This window comes from Saccharothrix australiensis (assembly GCF_003634935.1).
GTDB classification, from domain to species: Bacteria; Actinomycetota; Actinomycetes; order Mycobacteriales; family Pseudonocardiaceae; genus Actinosynnema; species Actinosynnema australiense.
The window spans coordinates 5,143,226-5,163,324 of sequence record NZ_RBXO01000001.1 but is presented as its reverse complement, the minus strand read 5'-3'; the positions used below and the strand labels follow the sequence as shown (position 1 = coordinate 5,163,324).

The following is a 20,099-nucleotide window of genomic DNA, read 5'->3' as shown; positions in this document are numbered from 1 at the left end:
GAGGAGGGGCGATGCCGGTGGTTGGCGGTCGGTTCGTCGACGGGAGCCGCGGCGGGTACCGCCGCGAACTGGACATAGCGGTGGTCGGCGCGGGCGTGCTGGGCCTCGCCACGACCGACGCCCTCGTCCGGCGCGGCGCGGACGTCACCTGCTTCGACGGGCGTCCACCGGGGAGCGGGCTCTCCGGCGGTCTCACCCGGACGTTCCGCAACCGCCACGACGACCCGCGGGTGGTGCGGCTCGCCGTCGCCGGCCGCGCCGGTTACCGCGAGTGGGAGCGGCGCCTCGGGCGCAGGCTGGTCGGTGACGAGGGCGCGGTGTACGCGGGGATGGGAGAGGCGGACACCGCGGGGCTGCGCGCCAACGGGGTCGCGCACCACTTCGCCGACGCCGCGCGCCACCGGGAGCTGTTCGGGGTGCTGGCGCCGGTCTCCGGCCGGCTGCTCGTCGACCCCGGCGGCGGCGCGATCCGCGCCCGCCGCGTGATCGACGCGCTCGCCGGCTGGGTCGGCGACCGCGTCGTCCCGGCGGACGTCCACAGCGTCACGGTGCCGTCCGGCGGCGGGGTGGAGATCCAGACCACCGAGGCGATCTACCGGGCGAGGCACGTCGTGCTCTGCGCGGGTACCGCGGTGCCGCGGCTCGCGTCCGGGGCCGGGTTCGAGATCCCGCTGCGGCAGGCCCTGCACGCGCGACCGCACTTCCGCGTCCGGGAGGAGTGCCGCGGCGGGCCGCTGCCCTGCTGGGTCGACCGGTCCGGCGAGTTCGGCGAGTGGGTGTACGGCTCGCCCATCGGGTCCACGGGGAGCTACGTGCTCGGCCTGATCGGCCCGGACGTCGACGTGCCCTTCGACGCGCGCGGCGCGCTGCCGCCGGGGTCCACGATGGACACCCGGGTCGAGCGGCTGCGGTCGTACGCGCGGAAGGCGATGCCCGGCCTGGCCCCGGAGCCGGTCGGCATCCGGGTCTGCGTGATGACCAAGCTGCCCGTCGGCAGCGACGGGTTCCGGGTCTGGCACGCGCCCGGCGTCAGCGCGGTCGCGGGGCACAACCTGTTCAAGCTCGCGCCCGTGCTGGGCGAGCTGCTGGCCGACACGGCGCAGTCCGACGAGCTGCCCGCGACCCTGCGGGAGATCGGCGACGCGGCGATGGGGGTGGCGTGACGTGGCCGACCGCATCGGACCGGTCGCCGTGCTCGGGGCCACGGGCGCCGTCGGCTCCGCGCTGCTGGTCGACCTGGCCGCCCGCGGGGTGCGGCCGTTGGCCGTGGTGCGCCCCGGGTCGGGCGGCCCGTCGCGCGACGTCGCCGACGTGGTCGAAGGCGATCTGACGCGACCGGAGAGCCTGCTGCCCGCGCTCACCGGCGCCCGGACGCTGCTCCTGCTGACGCCGCTGCACCCGGCGCAGGACTCCTTGCAGCGCGCGATCGTCGAGGTGGCGAAGGAGGCGGGCGTCGAACGCGTGGTGAAGGTGTCCGCGCTCGGCGCGGACCCCGCCGCGCGGTGCTCGATCCACCGCCAGCACGGGCTGGTCGAGGAGGCGCTGGCGGAGTCGGGTCTGCGCCACACCTTGGTGCGGCCCAACGGGTTCGCGCAGAACCTGCGGCAGTGGCTGCCGGGCATCACCGCCCGCGGCGCCATCGCGCTGCCCGTCGGCGACGCGGAGGTGAGCTGGGTCGACGTGCGCGACGTGGCCGCGGTGGCGGCGGTGGCGCTCACCGATCCCGCGCTGGACGGCGCGGTGCTGGAGGTGACCGGCCCGCGGGCGCTCGACTACCCCACCGTGGCCGGGTACTTCTCCCGCGAACTCGGTCGGGAGGTCCGGTTCGTCGACGTGTCGCCGGAGGCGGCCTTCGACGCCATGACCGGCGCGGGGATGCCGCCGTGGGCGGCCGAGGCCAGGCTCGGGCTCTACGCCACCTACCGGGCGGGCGAGGCGGCCCTGGTGACCACCACCGTCGAGGACGTGGTCGGCAGGCCGGCGCGGGCGCTGACCTCCGTCGTCGGCGAACTGCTCGGCCGGACGCCGGTGTGACCCGCCCGCGCCGGGGAAGGACGGAAGCGTGCGCGTGTTCGCGATCGGGGCCACCGGTGTGCTGGGCCGGGAGCTGGTGCCCCGGCTGGTGGCGCGCGGCCACCAGGTCGCGGTGATGTCGCCGGGCGGCAGGCAGGCGGCCCTGCCGCCCGGGGTGGACCGGGTGCGCGGCAGCCTGCTCGACCCGGACGCCGGCGAACTGCTCGCCGCGCGGGTGCGGGGCTTCGACGTCGTCGTGAACACCGCCACCGCGATACCCCGTGACTTCGCCGCCAAGGACGCCTGGGCGGAGAACAGCCGCGTCCGGGTGGAGGGGACCAGGGTCGTCGCCGGGGCCGTGTCGGCCGCCGGGGTGCCCGCCCTCGTCCAGCTGAGCGTCACGATGGCCTACCCCGACGGCGGTGAGCGCCTGCTCCGCGAGACCGAGCCCCTGGACGCCTGCGCCGCCAGGGCCGCCATCGCGGCTCCCGTGGCGGACCTGGAGGCGACCGTGCGCGCGCTGCCGGTCGAGCGGGTGGCCTGGACGGTCCTGCGCGCGGCGCGGTTCGTCGGGCCGGGCACCGTGCAGGACCGGCAGCGCGCGGACCTGCGCGCGGGCACGGTGCGGGTTGCCGGGAACGGGCGGGAGTTCGTGTCGATGGTGCACGTGGCCGACTTCGCCGACGCGGTCGTGGCGGCCGTCGAGCGGCCGGCGCGGGGACTGGTGCTGAACGTGTCCGACGAGCCGGTGCGCAACGGGGCGTACCTCGCCCGCCTGGCCGCCTTGGACGGCGTGCCGGGACCGGTGCTCTCGCCGGGCCTGCGCGCCGACGCGGTGTCCCACCGGGTGTGCAGCGCCGCCGCCCGGCAGGCGCTCGGTTGGCGGCCGGTGCGCGGGATCTGGCCGTCGGACGGGGCGGCGGCGCGCGGGATTTTCTGTAGCGGTCGGTAAAGAAAGCCTTGACAGGACGCCCCCGGCACCCGATAGTCATTTATGTATCGATCGACACGGAATTGAATGAGGGCTCATGTCCGAACTCTCCGGCAAGGTCGCGCTGGTCACCGGGGGCAGCCGGGGCATCGGCGCCGCGATCGTCCGCAAGCTCGCGAGCCTCGGCGCCGACGTCGCTCTCACCTACGCCTCCGCGAAGGACCGCGCGGAGGACGTCGCGGAGGGCGTCAAGGCCCTCGGTCGACGGGGGCTCGCCGTGAACGCCGACAACGCCGACGCCGACGCGGTCGTCGGCGCCGTGGACCGGACGGCCGCCGAGTTCGGCCGGCTGGACGTGCTCGTCAACAACGCGGGCATCTTCCCCTACGGCGTGATCGACGAGGTCACCCTGGAGGAGGTCGACCGGACGCTGGCGGTCCACACCCGCGCCGTGTACGTGGCCAGCCAGGCCGCGCTGCGGCACATGACGTCCGGCGGGCGGATCGTCAGCATCGGCAGCACGCTCGCGGAGCGGGTCCCGTACCCCGGTGTCGCGCTGTACGCGATGAGCAAGTCCGCGCTGATCGGCTTCACCCGCGGGTTGGCGCGCGACGTCGGCGAGCGCGGCATCACCGTCAACCTGGTGCACCCCGGCTCCACCAACACCGAGATGAACCCCGAGGACGGCCCCACCGCGGACGACGAGCGCGCGCTGACCGCGCTGGGCCGCTACGGCAGCCCGGACGACATCGCCGCCACCGTGGCCCACCTGGTCGGTCCGGGGGGTGCGAACATCACCGGGGCCATGTTCACCGTCGACGGCGGGGCCAACGCGTAATCCCGCTTTCCCTCGGTCGGGGCACCGCGCAGGGTGCCCCGACCGATTCCGCGTGTCCGCCCGCGCGGCGTGATCCCGGCCTGTCCGGCGCGTGCGCGGAAACCGAGCGGGGAAAGGTCCCCGCCGTCCGGCGCGCCGCCGGTATTCGGCCACAACTTCGACGGTGAAGAAATTCCGCCCCGTCATCCGGGCCGCCGATCTCTTCGACACCGTCCGTGCACTCCACCGTCGCCCCAGGTGGGATTCGAAAAGGACTCGCAGGCAGTCCGAGTCGCGTGGAATTCCGTTCCGGTCGCGGATCGCCGCACCGTGCGGGCGTCATCGGCGTCGCCGGTCCGGTAGTTCTGTGCCTATACTGGTTTCGGCCGACTCCGTCGGTCGGGGGAGCGGTATCGTGGCGACATCACTGTCGACATCCTGGGGCAGAGGCGATCGAGGTAGTAGGGGGCAATTCGCTCCTCGATCCCCGCGTGGGCCGGCCGGTCGGCGGCCCACGTGAACCATCCTCTGATGGGGGAATTCATGCGGACGGTCAAAACTTTGCTGGTCGAGCGCGAACCGGCGTTATCCGAATTGCGGCGGTCGCTCCGGTCCACGGCCGCGGGCAGCGGTTGCTGCTCGGTGGTGGAGGGCCCGGCGGGCATCGGCAAGACCAGCCTGCTCCGAGCCGCGGCGGAGGAGGCCGCCGCGCTCGACCTGACCGTGCTGGAGGGCCGGGCGACCGAATTGGACAGCGGGGTGCCGCTGGCCTCGCTGCGCGCGGCGCTGGGCTCGCTGTCGCACCAGGCGGTCAGCGGTCCGGAGTCGGCGGGGAACCCGCTGCGGCTGGTCGACCGGCTCGGCGACCTGATCGACCGGAGCGCGGCGCGCCGGCCGCTGTTGATCGTGCTCGACGACACGCACTGGGCCGACGAGCTGTCCGCGCTGGTCATGCGCGTGCTCATCCCGGCGGTCGACTCGTCGCCGGTGATGTGGCTGCTCGCCCGCCGGCCGGCCTTCGCGCGCGGCCACGCCCAGGACACCGCGGACTGGCTGCTCCGGGAGGGCGCGCTGCGGCTGAGCCTGGAACCGCTGTCCGAGCAGGGGGTGCGCACGCTGTGCCGGCGCGTCCTGGACGCCGAGCCGGACGCCTCCCTGCTCGCCCTGGCCGCCCGCACCGGCGGCAACCCCTTCCTCCTCGACGAGCTGCTCGGCACCCTGCTGGACACCGGGCAGGTCACCGTCGAGGACGGGGTGGCGACGCTGACCGGCGACCGGCTCGGGGACACCTTCCTCAGCGCCGTCCACCACCGGCTGCGCGACCTGTCCGACGAGGCGCGGCAGGTGCTGGACGCGGCGGCGGTGCTGGGCAAGCCGTTCACCGTGCACGAGGTCTCCCGGCTGGTCGGCCGGTCCGTGCCGACGGTGGTGCGGGCCGTCAACGAGGCCATCGGCGCGGCGATCCTGGTCGCCGGGCAGGACGTGTTGCGCTTCCGGCACGACCTCGTCCGCGAGGCGCTGTACCACCGGCTGCCCGGCCCGGTCCGCCACGCGCTGCACCGGGAGGCCGCGTGCGTCGTGCGGGCGGAGGGCGCGACGCCGACCGAGGTGCTCGAACACGTCATCCGGAGCGCGCCGCCCGCCGCGCCGCCGCCCCGCTCGGACCGGGGCGTCCCGGTGCCCCGCGCCGACCCGGACGCGCCGCGGCACGCGCCGGGACCGCGCGCCGGCGGTGCGGCGGGCGGGACGGCGGGCCGGTCGACCGCGCTCGCCGAGCGAGCCGGCGCGGTGCCGGTCCCGGCGCGGCCGGGCGCACCCGCCGGCCTCGACGCGGACTCCGGGGTCGACCGGCTGCTGGGGCTCGCCGTCGCGCTGTCGGCGGTCGGCGGGACCGCGCGCCCGCCCGCGCACCCGGCGTGCCCGTCCGCCGCCGGCCCGCGCGGCGCCCCGGCCAACGCCGGCCTGCTGGCCACGCACGCGCACGCCCTGCTCGGCTCCGGCGACGTCGTCAACGCCGACGCCGTCGCCGCCTCGGCGGTCGAGGCGGGCGTCCTCACCGGCGACCACGCGGCGGTCGCGGTGGCGGCGGTGGCCCGGAGCACGGCCGCGCGCGTCACCGGGAACCTCACCGCGGCGCTCGACCACGCGGCTTCGGCCGTCGAGGCGTCAGAACGCACCGGCGAGCACCCGCCGGCGCGCCTGCCGAGGCTGTGGCGCGCCGCCGCGCACGCGGCGGTGGACGACTTCGCCGCGGCCGAGCGGGAACTGGCGCGCGTCACCGGCGACGCGGACCCGGAGGGCACGTGGTGGCCGCAGCCGCTGTGGCACCGCGAGCGGGCGGACCTGCGGTACGCCCAGGGCCGCCTGGACGACGCGGCGGCCGAGGCCGAGACCGGGTTCCTGGCCTGCGAGCGGCTCGGCGTCGCACCGCTGGGCCTGCCGCTGCTCGCCCTGTCGGCGCGGATCGCGGTGCGGCGCGACGACCTCGCGCCCGCCCGCGGCTACCTCCGCCGGGCCGACGACCTGGTCGGCCCCGGCCTCACCGCCCACCCGGAGGACCTGCCGTTCGCCAAGGCCGTGCTGCGGGCGTCGCTCGGGCAACCGGCGGCGGCGCTGGCCGCGGTGGCGCCGGTGGTCGAGCGGCTGCCGGCGCGCGTCCTGCTGCTGACGCGGGAACCGGCCGCCGGACCGTGGCTGATCCGCCTGGCGCTGGCCGCCGACGTGCCGCACGTGGCCGGCGCGGTCGCCGACGCGCTGCGCGGCCTCGCCGAGCGGAACCCGGACGCCGCGTCCCTGCGCGCCGCCGCCGACCAGGCGCGGGCGCTGCGCGTCGGCGACCTGAAGCTGTTCCAGCAGGCGGTGGCGGGCTTCCGGCGCGCGTCCAGGCCGCTCGCGCTGGCCGCCGCGCTGGTCGACCTGGGCACCGCCGAGCTGGCCTCCGGACGGCGCGGTGGCGCGGTGGCGGCGTTGGAGGAGGCGGCGCGGCACTACGCCGAGTGCGGCGCGAAGCGCGACCTCGCCGCCGTGCAGAAGGTGCTGCGCCGGCTGGGCGCGCCGCGGCGGTGCGCCGCGGAGCCGGGCGGCGGTGACCTCGGCTGGTCCAGCCTCACCCAGTCGGAGCTGCGGGTGGCGCGCCTGGTGGCGCAGGGCCTGACCAACCGCGAGGTGGCGGCGAAGCTGCACCTGTCGCCCCACACGGTCGACAGCCACCTGCGGCACAGCTTCGTCAAGCTCGGCATCACCAGCCGGGTGGACCTGACGCGGCTGGTGATCGCCCACGACGACGGGCCCGGCGCGGCGCCGTCCCCACCCGGCGCGGCGGATTCCCTGACGCGCCAAGCGGAACAGCACTTCTGAGCGCCTCGCGCCGGTGCGGCGTCGACCGCGCGGGGAGGGCGCGTGGCCGGGCGTCGGCCAGGATCGCGCGTTCACGGGATGCCCGGACCACCCGCCGGGCACCAGGCTGGAACCGTCCAACCGACCCGTGGCGAACAAAGGGAATGCTGTGCCCGACAACGCGATCGGCCCGAACTTCCTGACCCTCCAGGTCCGCGACGTGGAGAGGTCCGTCCGCTTCTACACCGAACTGGTGGGGTTCCCGGCGGCGGAGTCGTCCAAGAACCCCGACGCCGTCGTGCTGGAGACCCGGCCGATCAAGGTCGCGCTGCGCAGGGCCGGGATCGACCTGGACGCCGTGCCCCGGCTCGGCTGGGGCGTGGTGCTGTGGATCAAGGCCGAGGACCCGGACGGGCTCGCGGCGAAGTTGGCGGCGGCCGACGTCACCATCACCAAGCCGCCGTGCGACGGGTTCTGCGGCCGGGAGTTCCAGTTCCGCGACCCCGACGGCTACGAGCTGACCGTCTACGAGGGCTGAGCGCCCGCACCGTCCCGGCACGCCGTCGGAACCCGCGGCGTGCCGGGACCACCCACGTGGTCCACCCGCACCGCTGAACCGGAGACAGGCACATGCCCGAGAGCGCCAGTGCGGCCTCCCCGCGTCCGGCCCACCCGATCCCGTCCGGTTTCCAGCCCGTCGCGGCGATGCCCTGGCCGGCCCGGTTGCGGTTGCTGCGCGACCGCCGGCTCGGCTTCGGCAACTTCCTCGACCGCGCCCGGCGGGTCAGCCCCCGGCGGGACGAGCCCTTCCTGTTCGCCCAGCGACGCGACGCCGCGGGTGGGGAGGTGGTCGAACCGATGAGCCTCGACCGGCTCGTCGCGATCCGCACCGCGTACGCGGGCTGGTACCACGCCCGCGGTGTGCGCAAGGGCGATCCGGTCGGCGTGTACCTCGGCGAGGGCGTCGAACCCTTCCTGCACTTCCTCGCCATCAGCTCGCTCGGCGCGATACCGGCGCTGGTCAACGGGCGGATGGACCCGGCGGTCGCGGCCGACTACCTCGGCCGGGTCGGCGCGGTCGGCGTGGTGGCCGACCCCGCCGGGCTGGCCGCGTTGACCGGCAGCGGCGCGCTGCCGGGGACCGTCGGCTTCCGGCAGCCCGCGGCGGAGCTGCCCCGCGACGCGGGCGGCGCGCACGTGCTGCCCGCGGTCTACCCGTACCCGCACGGGGACGACGACCCCGTCATGCTCTGCCACACCTCGGGCACCACCGGACCGCCCAAGTCGGCGATCTTCGCCCACCGGCAGTTCTTCCTGGGCAAGCGGCACCGGCTGTGGAGCTTCCCGCCCGCGACGCGCAACCGCATGTTGACGGCGCTGCCGCAGTCGCACTCGGCGGGGATCAGCTACCTGATGACCGCCACCCTGCTCGGGCTGCCCACCCTGGTCATGGCGTCGAGTTCCGGCGCGGCCGTGCACGCCGCGATGCGCCGGTTCGCCCCGACCATCGTGGTCGCCTTCCCGCAGACCTACGCCGAACTCGCCGCGATGGACCTCGACCCCGCCGCGACGGCCGAGGTGCACAGCTGGATCAACACCGGGGACGCCGCGCACGAGGCGCACATCAAGGCGTTGATCCGGCACGGTCGCCGACCCGGTCGTGGTGGCGGCACGCCGGGGTCGCGGTTCATCGACGGCCTCGGCTCGTCGGAGATGGGCATGGCCCTGTTCCGCAAGGTGAGCGAGCCGGGGCGGGACGACTACGACCGGTGCGTCGGCGCGCCGATCGGCGTGGTCGAGCGGGCCGCGGTGCTGGACGACGACGGCCGCGAACTCGGCCCCGGACGGCCCGGCCGGCTCGGTGTCCGGTCACCGACCCGGACCCCCGGTTACTGGAACGACTCGGGGTTGACCACCAGGTCGTCGTTCTCGGGGTACTGGCTGACCGGCGACGTGGTCCAGCGCGACGCCAAGGGCCGGTTCTACCACCTGGACCGGGTTCCCGACGTCATCCACACCGCCCGCGGCCCGGTCTACAGCCTGCCGCTGGAGGAGGCGATCCTGGCGGGGTGCCCGGACGTCGTCGACTGCGCGGTGGTCGCCGTGCGGTCGCCGGGGCCCGAAGGGGGCCACGTCCCGTTCGCGACGGTCAAGCTGCGGCGCGGCGTCGCCGTCCCGGACGACCTGCCCGCGTTGCTCAACGCCGCGTTGCGGCGACGGGGGCTGGACGAGGTGCGCGGCGCGGTGGCGGCGCGGGACGCCGCCGACTTCCCCACCGGCGCCACCGGCAAGGTCCTCAAGCGAGCGCTGCGCGAGCGGTTCGCCGACGTCCTCGTGCCGGACGACGTGACGCCGACAGGTCCCGACGTGGCACGCGCGGGCACGTTCGAGAAGGGCGACCATGACTGACGACTCCTCCGACATCACCGGCACGGGCGGCGACGGGAAGCCACCCGCGGTCCGGATGTACGAGCTGCTCTACAGCTCCCTGGTGAGCCAGCTGATCATCGCGGTGGCCGACCTGGGCGTGGCGGACGCCGTGGGTGACGGGACGCGCCACGTGGACGAGCTGGCGGAGGCCACCGGCAGCGACCCGCGCTCGCTGTACCGGGCCCTGCGCGCGCTGGCGAGCGTCGGGGTGTTCACCGAGACCTCGCCCCGGCGCTTCGCGCTGACGCCGCTGGCCGAGACGCTGCGCGCGGACCGGCCCGGCTCGATGCGCGACCTCGCGCGGTACGTCGGCCTGCCGGAGCGGCAGCGCGCGTTCGGGGCACTGGCCCAAAGCCTGCGCACCGGCAAGCCGTCGTTCGACCACGTGCACGGCCAGGACTGGTGGAGCTTCTTCGCCGCGCGCCCGGAACTGGCCACCCTGTTCAACAGCGCCATGTCGAGCATGGCCCGCATGGTCAACGGCGCGGCGCTCGACAGCTGCGACCTGTCCGATGTGGAACTGCTGGTGGACGTGGGCGGCGGCAGGGGCACCCTGGCGGCCATGCTGCTGGACCGCTACCCGGGTATGCGCGCGGTGGTGTTCGACCTGCCGAGGGTCGTGCCCGAGGCGAGGGCGCAGCTCGACGCCGCCGGGTTCGCCGACCGGGCGCGGTGCGTGGGCGGGGACTTCCTGCGCGAGGTGCCGGAGGGCGGGGACGCGTACGTGCTGTCCTGGACCATCCACGACTGGGACGACGAGGACGCGGTGACCATCCTGCGGAACATCCGCGAGGCGATGGGGGAGCGCGGCCGGCTCCTCGTCATCGACGAGGTGATACCGGAAGGCGACGCGCGGCACTTCGGCAAGTTCGAGGACGTCGTGATGATGTGCCTGCTGACCGGGCAGGTGCGCACCGAGGCCGAACTCCGCGCGCTGTTCGAGCGGGCCGGGCTGCGGCACGTGGAGACCCGGAACACCCCCTCGCCCACCAGCGTCGTCGTCGCGACCCGTGCCTAGGCGGCGTGTCGCGCCGGGGTGGCGGCGCTTCCGCGCCGCACGGCCGTGTGCGCACCGGTGCGTCCGCGATTCAGTCCTTTGTGGACTTGTCTGGTAGAGCATTATCCCGTGTTCGCGGGATTATCGGCGCTCCGTCCTTCGGTATACAGGATTCGACCGAATCGGTGAGGAACCGCGAGGGGCACATGAAGACAGTCGTCCGGAAGTACGGTGGCAGTTCGTTGGCCACCCTCGACGATCTCCGCGCGGTGGCCGGGGCCGTCGCCGCCGGGGCGCGCGACCAGGCGATGGTCGTCGTGGTGTCCGCCCGCGGGAAGACGACCGACGAGCTGCTGCGCACCGCGGCGCTCATCACGCCCTCACCCGCGCCGCGCGAGGTCGACCAGCTGCTCGCCACGGGCGAGATCGCCTCGGCCGCCCAGCTGGCCCTCGCGGTGACCGCCCTGGGCGTCCCGGCCGTGTCGCTCACGGGCGCGCAGGCGGGCATCGCGGCGACCGGCGAGCACGGCTCGGCCATGATCGAGGACGTCGACCCGACCCGGATGCGCCGTCACCTCGCGGCGGGCGAGGTCGTGGTGATCTCCGGCTTCCAGGGCTGCGACGGCAAGGGCGACACGGTGACGCTCGGGCGCGGCGCGTCGGACACCACGGCCGTCGCGGTGGCCGCCGCCCTCGGCGTGCGCGACTGCGAGATCCGCACCGACGTCGACGGCGTCCACACGGCCGACCCGAGGGTCGTGCCCGGAGCCCGCCTGCTGCCGGCGGTCGGGGCCGACGTGATGACGGAGCTGGCGTTCGCCGGCGCGCGGGTGCTGCACTCGCGCGCCGCCGAGCTGGCCGCGAGCGCCGGGGTGCGCCTGGTCGTGCGCGACGCGTCCGGCCGGTCACCCGGAACCACCGTCCTGGGGCGGAGCGACCAGCGCATGCTCGACGAGACCCGGGGGTTCGTGACCGCCGTCGCGCAGGACGACCAGGTGGTCCTGGCGCGCGTCCGGGCGGCCGACCACGACGTGCCGGCCTCGGTGCTCTCCGCCCTCGCGGGCCACCGGGTCGCGGTGGACATGGTGTCCTGGACGGGCTCCGGGCAGCACTGCCCGGTGCTGGGGTTCGCGCTGCACGGCAGCCGGCTGGAGGTGGCGGAGGCCGCGCTCGCGGGAGTGGTCGACCGGCACCGCTGCGCGGTCGAGCTGACCGGGCGGGTCGGCAAGCTGTCCGTCGTCGGGACCGGCCTGCTCAACCGCCCGGAGCACACGGCGCTGATGGTGCGGGTGCTGGGGGAGCTGGGCATCACGCCGATCTGGCTCGCCACCACGCAACTGCGCTCGTCGGTGCTCGTCCCGGTCGACCGGCTCGCCGAGGGCGTGCGGGCGCTGCACCGGCGGTTCGGGTTGGACCGCGACGGGTCACCGGCCACGCCCACCGCTTGACGCGAAAGGACACCGAGGTGACGACTCGTCGTTCGTCAGGCCGCGACCTGCGGCTGCGCCGGCTGTTCCGGCGCGTACCCGACCGGCTGTTCGTGGTGCCGCTGGACCACTCGCTCACGGACGGGCCGATCACCGGCGGGCCCGGCGGGCTCTCCCGGCTGGTGTGCGAGCTGGCCGCGGGCGGCACGGACGCGGTGGTGGTGCACAAGGGGAGCGCGCGGCACCTCGACCCGGAGGTGTTCCTCGGCACGTCGCTGATCGTGCACCTGAGCGCGGGCACCGTGCACGCGAGCGACCCCGACGACAAGTACCCGGTGGCGACCGTCGAGGAGGCGCTCAGGCTCGGCGCGGACGCGGTGAGCGTCCACGTGAACCTCGGTTCGGACGGCGAGCGCGCGCAGATCTCCGCCCTGGGCGCGGTCGCCGAGGCGTGCGACCGGTGGAACATGCCCCTGCTGGCCATGATGTACCCGCGGGGGCCGCGGATCGCCGACCCGCTCGACCCGGCGCTGATCGCCCACGCCGCCACGGTGGCGGCCGACCTCGGGGCCGACGTCGTCAAGTCCGTGTACGCCGGCTCGCCGGGGGCCATGGCCGACGTGGTCGGGAGCTGCCCGGTGCCCGTGATCGTCGCCGGCGGCTCGGCGCGGGGCGACACCGCGTCCGTCGTGGCGTTCGTGGAGGACGCGCTGTCGGCGGGCGCGGCCGGGGTGGCGATGGGGCGCAACGTGTTCCAGGCGGCGGAGCCGGGCGCGAGGGCGCGCGCCGTCGCCGAGGTGGTGCACCGCGCCGCGCCGTCGCCGCACGAGCAGGCGCTGCTGACCGCCGGCCGCGGCCGGTGAGACCGGGCCGGGAAGCGACCGGGAGGGACGAGGACACATGAAGCTGTGCTGGCTGGACATCCGCCGGATCGCGCAGGACGCGAAGGGCGCGATCCTGCAGGAGGCGATCCACCACCGACTCGACGGCGTGCTCTCCGACGACCCGGACGACTTCGCCGGGCTGCCGCCCACCCTGCGGAAGGTGCTGTTCACCGGACAACGGCCGCTGCCGGACGAGTTGGGTGCGACCGACGTCCTGATCGCCGACCCGGCGGTGCACGGCCACCCGGCGGAACTGGCGGCGCGGCACCCCGACGTCGAGGTGGGGCGGTTCGTGGAGGTCGTCGACGCGCCGACGCTGGAGGCGGCCTGCCGGTCCGCGCGCACCGACAAGTGGAGCCTGCTGCTGTTCCGCGACCCGACCAAGATCCCGCTGGAGATCGTGATCGCCGCCGCCGCGGGCGCGCCCGGCGCCATCGTGACGGTCGCGGCGGACGTCGAGGAGGCCGAAATCATCTTCGGCGTGCTGGAGCTGGGCTCCGACGGCGTGCTGATGGCGCCCCGTGCCGTCGGCGACGCCACCGCGCTCAAGGCCGCGGCCGGCGGCGCGAGCCCCGACCTCGAACTCGTGGAGCTGACCGTGACGGCGACGGCGCACGTCGGCATGGGCGAGCGGGCGTGCGTGGACACGTGCACGTACCTCCGCGAGGACGAGGGCATGCTGGTCGGCTCGCACTCCAAGGGCATGATCCTGTGCGTCAGCGAGACCCACCCGCTGCCCTACATGCCCACCCGGCCGTTCCGCGTCAACGCCGGCGCGATCCACTCCTACACGCTGTCCACGGGTTCCCGGACGAACTACCTCAGCGAGCTGAGGACGGGGAGCAAGGTGCTCGCGGTCGACACCAAGGGCCGGACGAGGGTCGTCACGGTCGGCCGGGTGAAGATCGAGTCCCGGCCGCTGATCTCGATCGACGCCGCGTCGCCGGACGGTCGCGCGGTGAACCTCGTGCTCCAGGACGACTGGCACGTGCGGGTCCTCGGTCCCGGCGGCGTCGTGCTCAACAGCACCGAGCTGTCGCCCGGCGACGTCGTGCTCGGCCACCTGCCGCGGGCGGACCGGCACGTCGGCTACCCGATCGAGGAGTTCTGCCTGGAGCAGTGAGGCGTGGGCGCGACGACGGGCCGGAGCCGCGGGCAGGGCCCGGCTCGGTGTACCCGCGGGACCGCAACGGCGGCGACTGCCGCCGGAGGTGGTCCGAGACCACGGCCGGGTAGCCGATCGGACGCGATGCCCCGGCTGTCGCGAGCCGGCCGCCGGCGACGAACGCGAGCCGGTCGAGCGTTCCGGCGTCGGTCGGATCGCCGCGCCGGCCAACCCGCGGCCGTCGGGACCGGGAGGCGGTGCGGGGCCGGTGTTCCCGGCGCGGCGGGCGCGGCGACCTGCACGGCGCGTGGTGGAACCGTTCCGTCGCGGACGGTAGTGCGTCCGCCGGTCCGGGGATGGCAACCTCCAGTTCGCCGAGTGTTACTCGCGTATCGAGGTCGCTGTGCGAGCGTCTGCGCCGCACGACCCCGAGCGAAGGAGCACTCCGCAGCATGTCTTCCCAGCAACCGAGACGCGGTGCCCGCAGACGCCCGCGCACCGCACTGGCCGCCGCCGTCCTCGGCTCGGTCGTGGCCGGCGTGCTCGCGCTGCCCGGCACGGCCTCGGCCGACGCCGACACCCCGGACGTCAGCCGGCTCATCCTCACCCCGACCGCGACGCCGGCCGACTCGCAGAGCTTCACCTGGCGCAGCACCACCGCGGGCGGCGGCACCGTCCAGGTCCGCCCCGTCGGCGGCGCGCCGGTGGACGTCGCGGCCACCGCCGTGGACACCAGCAACCTCGCCGGCGTCGACTACGTCCACTACTCGGCCACCGCCACCGGCCTCACCGCCGACACCGCCTACGAGTACCGCGTCGGCGGCGGCGAGCGGTGGAGCCGCTGGCGGCCGTTCCGCTCGGCCGCCAAGGGCGCCAAGCCCTTCGAGTTCCTCTACTACGGCGACGCCCAGATCGGCCTGGACTCCACCTGGCCCGCCGTCGTCGCCGCCGCGAACGCCAAGGCCCCCCGCTCCGCGGGCAGCGTCCACGCGGGCGACCTGATCGACTCCAGCAACCAGGTCCAGTGGACGAGCTGGTTCAACGGCATGGGCGAGAGCGCGGCCACCACGCAGGTGCTCGCCGCGCCCGGCAACCACGAGTACACCGGCGACGGCGCGCTGCGGAACTGGAAGATGAACTTCGAGTACCCGGCCAACCACCCCGGCCCCGCCACCATCGGCGCGCTGGCCGAGCGCGCCAAGGGCGACACCGACGCCGCCCGCCAGACCGCGGCCTACTTCGCGCACTGGGAGAACGTCGCCAAGGAAACGGTGTACTACAGCGACTTCCAGGACGTCCGCTTCATCACGCTCAACGCCACCCAGAACACCGGCTACCTGCGCCCGCCGACGCTGCCGTCCTGCGCGGTCGACTGCCCGAGCCCCGGCCCGCTGTGGGTCGAGTTCCAGGCGGCGTGGCTGGACCACGTCCTGACCGCGAACCCGAACAAGTGGTCCGTGGTCACGTTCCACCAGCCGGTCTACAGCACCTCGACGGGCCGTGACGAGCCGGTGCTGCGCGCCAACTGGGTCCCGGTGTTCCAGAAGCACAACGTCGACCTGGTGCTGATGGGCCACGACCACACCTACGCCCGCGGCTACAACAACACCAACGCCACCGACGCGCCCGGCACCACCAACGGCCCGGTGTACGCGGTCAGCAACTCCGGGGCCAAGCACTACACCCTGGCGCCGGCCGGCGACAACGTGTGGACCCGCAACGGCGCGACCCAGGTCAAGCGCGGCCAGGGCGTGACCACCTACCAGGTGGTCTCGGTGAACGGCGACACCGTCACCTACCGGTCCTACGTGGCCGAGAAGAAGGCCGACTCGCCCGAGCCCGAGCAGGTCGGCGACCTGTTCGACTCCTTCACCATCACCAAGCGCGGCGGCGTCAAGCACGTCACCGAGGCCGGCGTCGAACCGCCCTCGGCCGACGACGAGCAGCGCATCAAGGTGACCGTGCCCGAGCGCGCGCCGGGCGAGCTGGTGTGGAGCATCGACGGCGGCAACGGCGTGGTCGACCTCGGCACGGCGAAGCGGTCCGGCGACCACTACGCCGCCACCGGCTCGCTGAACCCGGTGCGGGTCACCGACACCCGCGTCGACGCGCCGCGGTGGTCGCTGTCCGGCCGGGTCGGCGACTTCACCTCGGCCGGCAAGACCTTCAGCGGCAAGTACCTGGGCTGGTCGCCGTTCGTCGGCGAGAACGGCGGCGACGCCGTCGCGGGCGCGGCGGTCGCCTCCGGCTTCCTGTCCGGCAACGGCCTGGCGGAGTCGGCCACCCTGGGCAGCGCCCCGGTCGGCCACGCGGAGGGTTCGTCGGTCCTGCGGGCCGACCTCGACCTGCGGCTGCCGGTCACGGTGGCCGACGGCACCTACCACGGCACCCTCACCCTGACCGCGCTGGGCTGAGCAGTCCACTTCCCCGGTGGGGCGGCGCGGCACGCCGCCCCACCACCCCCGCGTTCCCTGGAGACGACCGATGCACCGCCCCGCCCGCCCGCTGCTCGTCCTCGTCACCGCGCTGCTCGCCGGGATCGCGCTCGCGTGGGCCGCCGCGCCCGGCGTCGCCCAGGCGCAGGACCCGGTGACCTGGGGCGTGCGCCCGGCCGCAGGCACCGGCCACGGCGACAACCGGCCCAACTACAGCTACGCGGTCGAACCGGGCGGCACCGTCCGCGACTCCGTCGCCATCGCCAACCACGGCGACCGGCCGATCACGCTGCTGGTCTACGCCGCCGACGGGTTCACCACCGCGAGCGGCCAGCTCGACCTGCTGCCGCGCGGCGAGCGGTCCACCGGCCTGGGCGCGTGGGTGAGCACGGCCCGGTCGCAGGTCGAGGTCCCGGCCAAGGGGTCCGTGGAGGTCCCGTTCACCATCGCGGTGCCCGCCGACGCCGAACCGGGCGACCACAGCGGCGGCATCGTCACCTCGCTGGCCACCGCCGGGCAGTCGGCCGGGGTGACCGTGGACCGCAGGCTCGGCAGCCGCGTCCACCTGCGGGTGACCGGCGAGGCCGCACCCGCCCTCGCGATCGGCGACCTGGCGGTCGACTACCGCGGCACGGCCAACCCGTTCGGCCTCGGCTCGGCCACGGTCGGCTTCCGCGTCACCAACACCGGGAACCTGCGCGTGAGCGCCGAGCAGACCGTCGCGCTGCGGGGCCTGTTCGGGCTCGGCGGCCGGGAACAGGTGGTCACCGTGCCGGAACTGCTGCCCGGCGCGCATCTGGACTTCTCCGTGCCGGTGGCCGACGTGGCGCCCCTGCTGCGGCTGGAGGCGTCGGTCCGGCTCGTGCCACGGGTCGAGGGCGACGCCACCGGGCACCACCCGGCCGAGGTGACCGCCACCGCGAGCACCTGGGCGGTGCCGTGGAGCCAGCTCGCCCTGCTGGCCGTGGCCGTCGGGCTGGTCGTGGCGATCCGCCTGCGGGCACGCGCGCGCCGGGCCGGCACCGAGCGGAAGATCGCGGAGGCGGTCGAGGAGGCCCTGCGGGCCGACCGCGTGCGGGCGGGCGGCTGACCGCGACGGATCGGGGCAACCGGCGTGATCACGCCCCGCCGCGAACCCCACGACCGCAGCCCGCCCTCCGCAGCCAGGACGGCGGTCATGTCAAGCACCGGGTGGCGGGTAGCGCGTCCACCTCCAGGTGGTGCTCCGTGACCGTTGCCCATGCGACGCTGGGACTCGGAAAGGGAACGACCACCTGAACGTTTCCCGGACCGGTGCAGCGAATGCGTCGGCGGGAACCGTCCTGTCCCGGATACCTTGGTCCCCGATCTGACAAGGAATGGCGATGAGATTTCCCCAACGATTCTCCAAGGCGGTCCTGGCCGCCGCCGTGCTCTCGGCGAGCATGATCTCCGGTGCTGCTGCCGCTATCGTTCCACCTGCGTCGACCGGTGCCTCGCCGGTCGCCGATCGACCGTCCCGAATTCCCGAAGGCGAGCCGACGTGCGGTGCGGCGCAGGCTTGGGTGCAGGCCAACAAGGAACGCCTCCCGACGGATTACGACAGCATCGTCGAACATTCCATGGTCTACCGCAGGGCCATCTTCGCCGCGCTCCCGGCCGAGTCGAAGGCGCAGTTCTGGCGGAACCACCTGCGGCAGTACCGCCAGGACCGGCCCGAGCTGTCGACAGGTCAGCACGCCGTCCTCGACCACGCCCTGTCGCTGCTGGACCGGGAGGACCTGTACGCGGCTCCCACCCCCGGAGCCGACGTCAGCCGGGAGCTCGACAGCCTGAAGAACGCGGCCGTACGGGAATTCGGCCGCGACGAGGCCCGGTCGATCGTCGCAACGCTCGGCCCTCCCGAACAGGTCTCGCCGGCGGCTGAGCCGGCCGATGAGAAGAAGCCCCTCTGCACGTGCTCGATCAGGGACGATTGGTGTACCGGCGGCACGTCGTGCAGGAACACCGGTCAGTACGAATGCGACGCCCAGCCGGGTTGCGGGACTCTCGGCGCGTACACGTGTACCGGTCAGTGCGGCTACAACCTGTCCGCCGGCATCGACCGGCAGCACGCGATCGCGATTCGCGGCGACGGGTTCTCGTCCGGGTCGACGCTTCCCGCGCAAGAGTCGGCCGATCCCCCACTGGCGCGTGCCGCCGCCAACGTCGGTCATTCCGTCATCTAGCGCGCATCTCGGAACGTCGGCCCGGTAACCGGTGTGGTGTGCCGACGGGCGGGCAGGTCCCGTGGATCGCGTGCGGGAGGTGGTGGCTCGTCGTCCGGAGGTGTTCGTCCGGCCGTCGTCCGTGGAGGAGGGTCGGCAGGCGGTGGGCGGTGTCACCGCGCCCGGCATGATCGGCGTGATCATGCCGGGCGCGGTCCGCGCGGAACCGCCTTGGCGGCAAGCCCGTGGGCGGGGCGATCCGCTTTGACCGGGGACGACGGGATCACCTGCGCCACCAGGTCATCCCGGCCGGATCGACCACCGGGTCGCGTGACCGCCCTCAGGCGCCCTGTCGTGCCGGTGTGGCGGGCCGGTCGACCGCGGGTTCGGGCAGGAGGCGGAACAGGAGCCAGCTCAGGACCGGCATGGCGATCAGGGGCGTCAGGGCCGTCCGCAGCGAGGTGACGTCGGCCAGGCGTCCCAGCAGGGGGCCGGCCAGGCCGCCGACGCTGACGGTGAGGCCGAGGGTGACGCCACTGGCGGTGCCGACCCTGGACGGCAGGTAGTCCTGGCCGAGGGTGACCTGGAGCGAGAAGGGGACGTACAGGGCGACCGAGGTGAGGGCCACGAAGAAGAACACGGCCGGGCCGGGCACGTGGACCACTCCGGCGACGGCCACGACCGAGACCAGGTAGGACCAGCGCGACACGCGCACCCGGTCGTACCGGTCGGCCAGGGAGCCGCCCAGCACCGAGCCGACCGCCCCGCCCAGGAACAGCAGGAACAGGGCCGCGGTGCCGGCGGTGTCCCCGCCGTCCACGCGCTGCCGCACGTACAGCGAGATGAAGGTGCTCAGGCCGATGAAGACGACGGAGCGGCAGACGACCGCCAGGGACAGCTTCACGAACGAGGCCACGTCGTCGTCGCCCCCGGCGGACGGCGTCGTGGCCGCGCCGCCCGCCCGCCTGCCGAGCGCCCGGAGCACCGGCACGCACAGGGCCGCGCCGACGAGCGCGGGCAGCACCAACAGCGGGGTCCAGCGCAGCGAGCCCTGACCGACCACGAGCGAGACCAGCAGGGGCGCGACGGCGAAGCCGACGTTGCCGCCCAGCGAGAACCAGCTCATGGCGCTGTGGCTGCCCCGGCCGGCGAGCCGGGCCACGCGGGCGGACTCGGGGTGGTAGGCGGCCACGCCGATCCCCGAGATCGCGACGAACGCCAACGTCAGCCCGTACGAGTCGCCCAGCCCGCTCAACGCGACGCCGACGCCGCCCAGCACGGTGCCGACCGGCAGCAGCCACGGCATCGCCCACCGGTCGGTGAGCATGCCGAAGACCGGCTGGGCGACCGACGACAGCAGCGACACCGCCAGCACGATGCCGGACGCGAGGGCGTAGCCGTAGTCGCGCTCGGCCACGAAGAACGGGACCAGCGCGGCGACCGCGCCCTGGTAGAGGTCGACGCAGGCGTGTCCCGCGGCCAGCAGGGAGATCGAGGTGTTCCTTCGCACCGGACCCATGCTGGGCGACGCGACCGGT

General features: G+C 74.7%; 15 protein-coding genes. 14 read left to right on the top strand and 1 reads right to left on the bottom strand.

Going from position 1 to position 20,099, the window contains the following annotated elements; genetic code table 11:
* Positions 1-11: 11 nt before the first annotated feature.
* The 14 genes from C8E97_RS21885 to C8E97_RS21820 all read left to right on the top strand — a co-directional run bounded on the left by C8E97_RS21885 (position 12) and on the right by C8E97_RS21820 (position 18,582).
* Positions 12-1,163 (top strand): NAD(P)/FAD-dependent oxidoreductase, encoded by a 1,152-nt coding sequence (locus C8E97_RS21885; RefSeq protein WP_121007379.1) that lies wholly within the window; start codon positions 12-14, stop codon positions 1,161-1,163.
* 1 nt (position 1,164) lies between these two features.
* Positions 1,165-2,034, top strand: a complete 870-nt coding sequence (locus tag C8E97_RS21880; protein WP_121007378.1) for an NmrA family NAD(P)-binding protein — start codon at positions 1,165-1,167, stop codon at positions 2,032-2,034.
* A gap of 28 nt (positions 2,035-2,062) precedes the next feature.
* A complete protein-coding gene (locus C8E97_RS21875) occupies positions 2,063-2,965 on the top strand; it encodes an NAD-dependent epimerase/dehydratase family protein (RefSeq protein ID WP_121007377.1) in 903 nt (300 codons plus the stop codon).
* Positions 2,966-3,041: 76 nt separating this feature from the next.
* Entirely contained in the window at positions 3,042-3,782 is a 741-nt protein-coding gene (locus C8E97_RS21870; protein WP_121007376.1) for an SDR family NAD(P)-dependent oxidoreductase, read from the top strand.
* A gap of 510 nt (positions 3,783-4,292) precedes the next feature.
* Positions 4,293-7,118: a helix-turn-helix transcriptional regulator gene (locus C8E97_RS21865; RefSeq protein ID WP_121007375.1), complete on the top strand. Its 2,826-nt coding sequence runs from the start codon at positions 4,293-4,295 to the stop codon at positions 7,116-7,118.
* Positions 7,119-7,266: 148 nt separating this feature from the next.
* Complete coding sequence (locus C8E97_RS21860; protein ID WP_121007374.1) at positions 7,267-7,635, top strand: VOC family protein; 369 nt, start codon at positions 7,267-7,269, stop codon at positions 7,633-7,635.
* Positions 7,636-7,727: 92 nt separating this feature from the next.
* Positions 7,728-9,506, top strand: coding sequence for a class I adenylate-forming enzyme family protein (locus tag C8E97_RS21855; protein WP_121007373.1), 1,779 nt, complete (start codon positions 7,728-7,730; stop codon positions 9,504-9,506).
* The gene (locus C8E97_RS21850) at positions 9,499-10,545 is read left to right on the top strand and encodes a methyltransferase (RefSeq protein WP_121007372.1); all 1,047 of its coding nucleotides are present in this window, start codon (positions 9,499-9,501) and stop codon (positions 10,543-10,545) included. The genes C8E97_RS21855 and C8E97_RS21850 overlap by 8 nt, the downstream gene beginning before the upstream one ends.
* Positions 10,546-10,730: 185 nt before the next feature.
* Positions 10,731-11,972 (top strand): aspartate kinase, encoded by a 1,242-nt coding sequence (locus C8E97_RS21845; protein WP_121007371.1) that lies wholly within the window; start codon positions 10,731-10,733, stop codon positions 11,970-11,972.
* Positions 11,973-11,989: 17 nt separating this feature from the next.
* A complete protein-coding gene (locus C8E97_RS21840) occupies positions 11,990-12,814 on the top strand; it encodes a 2-amino-3,7-dideoxy-D-threo-hept-6-ulosonate synthase (RefSeq protein WP_121007370.1) in 825 nt (274 codons plus the stop codon).
* A gap of 37 nt (positions 12,815-12,851) precedes the next feature.
* Positions 12,852-13,958 carry a 3-dehydroquinate synthase II family protein gene (locus C8E97_RS21835; protein ID WP_121007369.1) on the top strand — a complete coding sequence of 369 codons (1,107 nt, stop codon included), beginning with the start codon at positions 12,852-12,854 and terminating at the stop codon, positions 13,956-13,958.
* A gap of 434 nt (positions 13,959-14,392) precedes the next feature.
* Positions 14,393-16,354 carry a purple acid phosphatase family protein gene (locus C8E97_RS21830; protein ID WP_170211949.1) on the top strand — a complete coding sequence of 654 codons (1,962 nt, stop codon included), beginning with the start codon at positions 14,393-14,395 and terminating at the stop codon, positions 16,352-16,354.
* Between the two features lie 70 nt (positions 16,355-16,424).
* Positions 16,425-17,465: a WxL protein peptidoglycan domain-containing protein gene (locus tag C8E97_RS21825; RefSeq protein ID WP_121007367.1), complete on the top strand. Its 1,041-nt coding sequence runs from the start codon at positions 16,425-16,427 to the stop codon at positions 17,463-17,465.
* Positions 17,466-17,739: 274 nt separating this feature from the next.
* A complete protein-coding gene (locus tag C8E97_RS21820) occupies positions 17,740-18,582 on the top strand; it encodes a bacteriocin fulvocin C-related protein (protein WP_170211948.1) in 843 nt (280 codons plus the stop codon).
* Positions 18,583-18,901: 319 nt separating this feature from the next.
* Here C8E97_RS21820 and C8E97_RS21815 read toward each other — a convergent pair whose 3' ends face one another.
* Positions 18,902-20,071 carry an MFS transporter gene (locus tag C8E97_RS21815; RefSeq protein ID WP_121012079.1) on the bottom strand — a complete coding sequence of 390 codons (1,170 nt, stop codon included), beginning with the start codon at positions 20,069-20,071 and terminating at the stop codon, positions 18,902-18,904.
* Between the last annotated feature and the right edge of the window lie 28 nt (positions 20,072-20,099).

Coding starts and splice junctions, on each gene's coding strand:
- C8E97_RS21870 (WP_121007376.1), top strand. CDS start 3,042: ATGTCCGAACTCTCCGGCAAGGTCGCGCTGGTCACCGGGGGCAGCCGG.
- C8E97_RS21855 (WP_121007373.1), top strand. CDS start 7,728: ATGCCCGAGAGCGCCAGTGCGGCCTCCCCGCGTCCGGCCCACCCGATC.
- C8E97_RS21850 (WP_121007372.1), top strand. CDS start 9,499: ATGACTGACGACTCCTCCGACATCACCGGCACGGGCGGCGACGGGAAG.
- C8E97_RS21865 (WP_121007375.1), top strand. CDS start 4,293: ATGGGGGAATTCATGCGGACGGTCAAAACTTTGCTGGTCGAGCGCGAA.
- C8E97_RS21845 (WP_121007371.1), top strand. CDS start 10,731: ATGAAGACAGTCGTCCGGAAGTACGGTGGCAGTTCGTTGGCCACCCTC.
- C8E97_RS21825 (WP_121007367.1), top strand. CDS start 16,425: ATGCACCGCCCCGCCCGCCCGCTGCTCGTCCTCGTCACCGCGCTGCTC.
- C8E97_RS21835 (WP_121007369.1), top strand. CDS start 12,852: ATGAAGCTGTGCTGGCTGGACATCCGCCGGATCGCGCAGGACGCGAAG.
- C8E97_RS21885 (WP_121007379.1), top strand. CDS start 12: ATGCCGGTGGTTGGCGGTCGGTTCGTCGACGGGAGCCGCGGCGGGTAC.
- C8E97_RS21820 (WP_170211948.1), top strand. CDS start 17,740: ATGAGATTTCCCCAACGATTCTCCAAGGCGGTCCTGGCCGCCGCCGTG.
- C8E97_RS21830 (WP_170211949.1), top strand. CDS start 14,393: ATGTCTTCCCAGCAACCGAGACGCGGTGCCCGCAGACGCCCGCGCACC.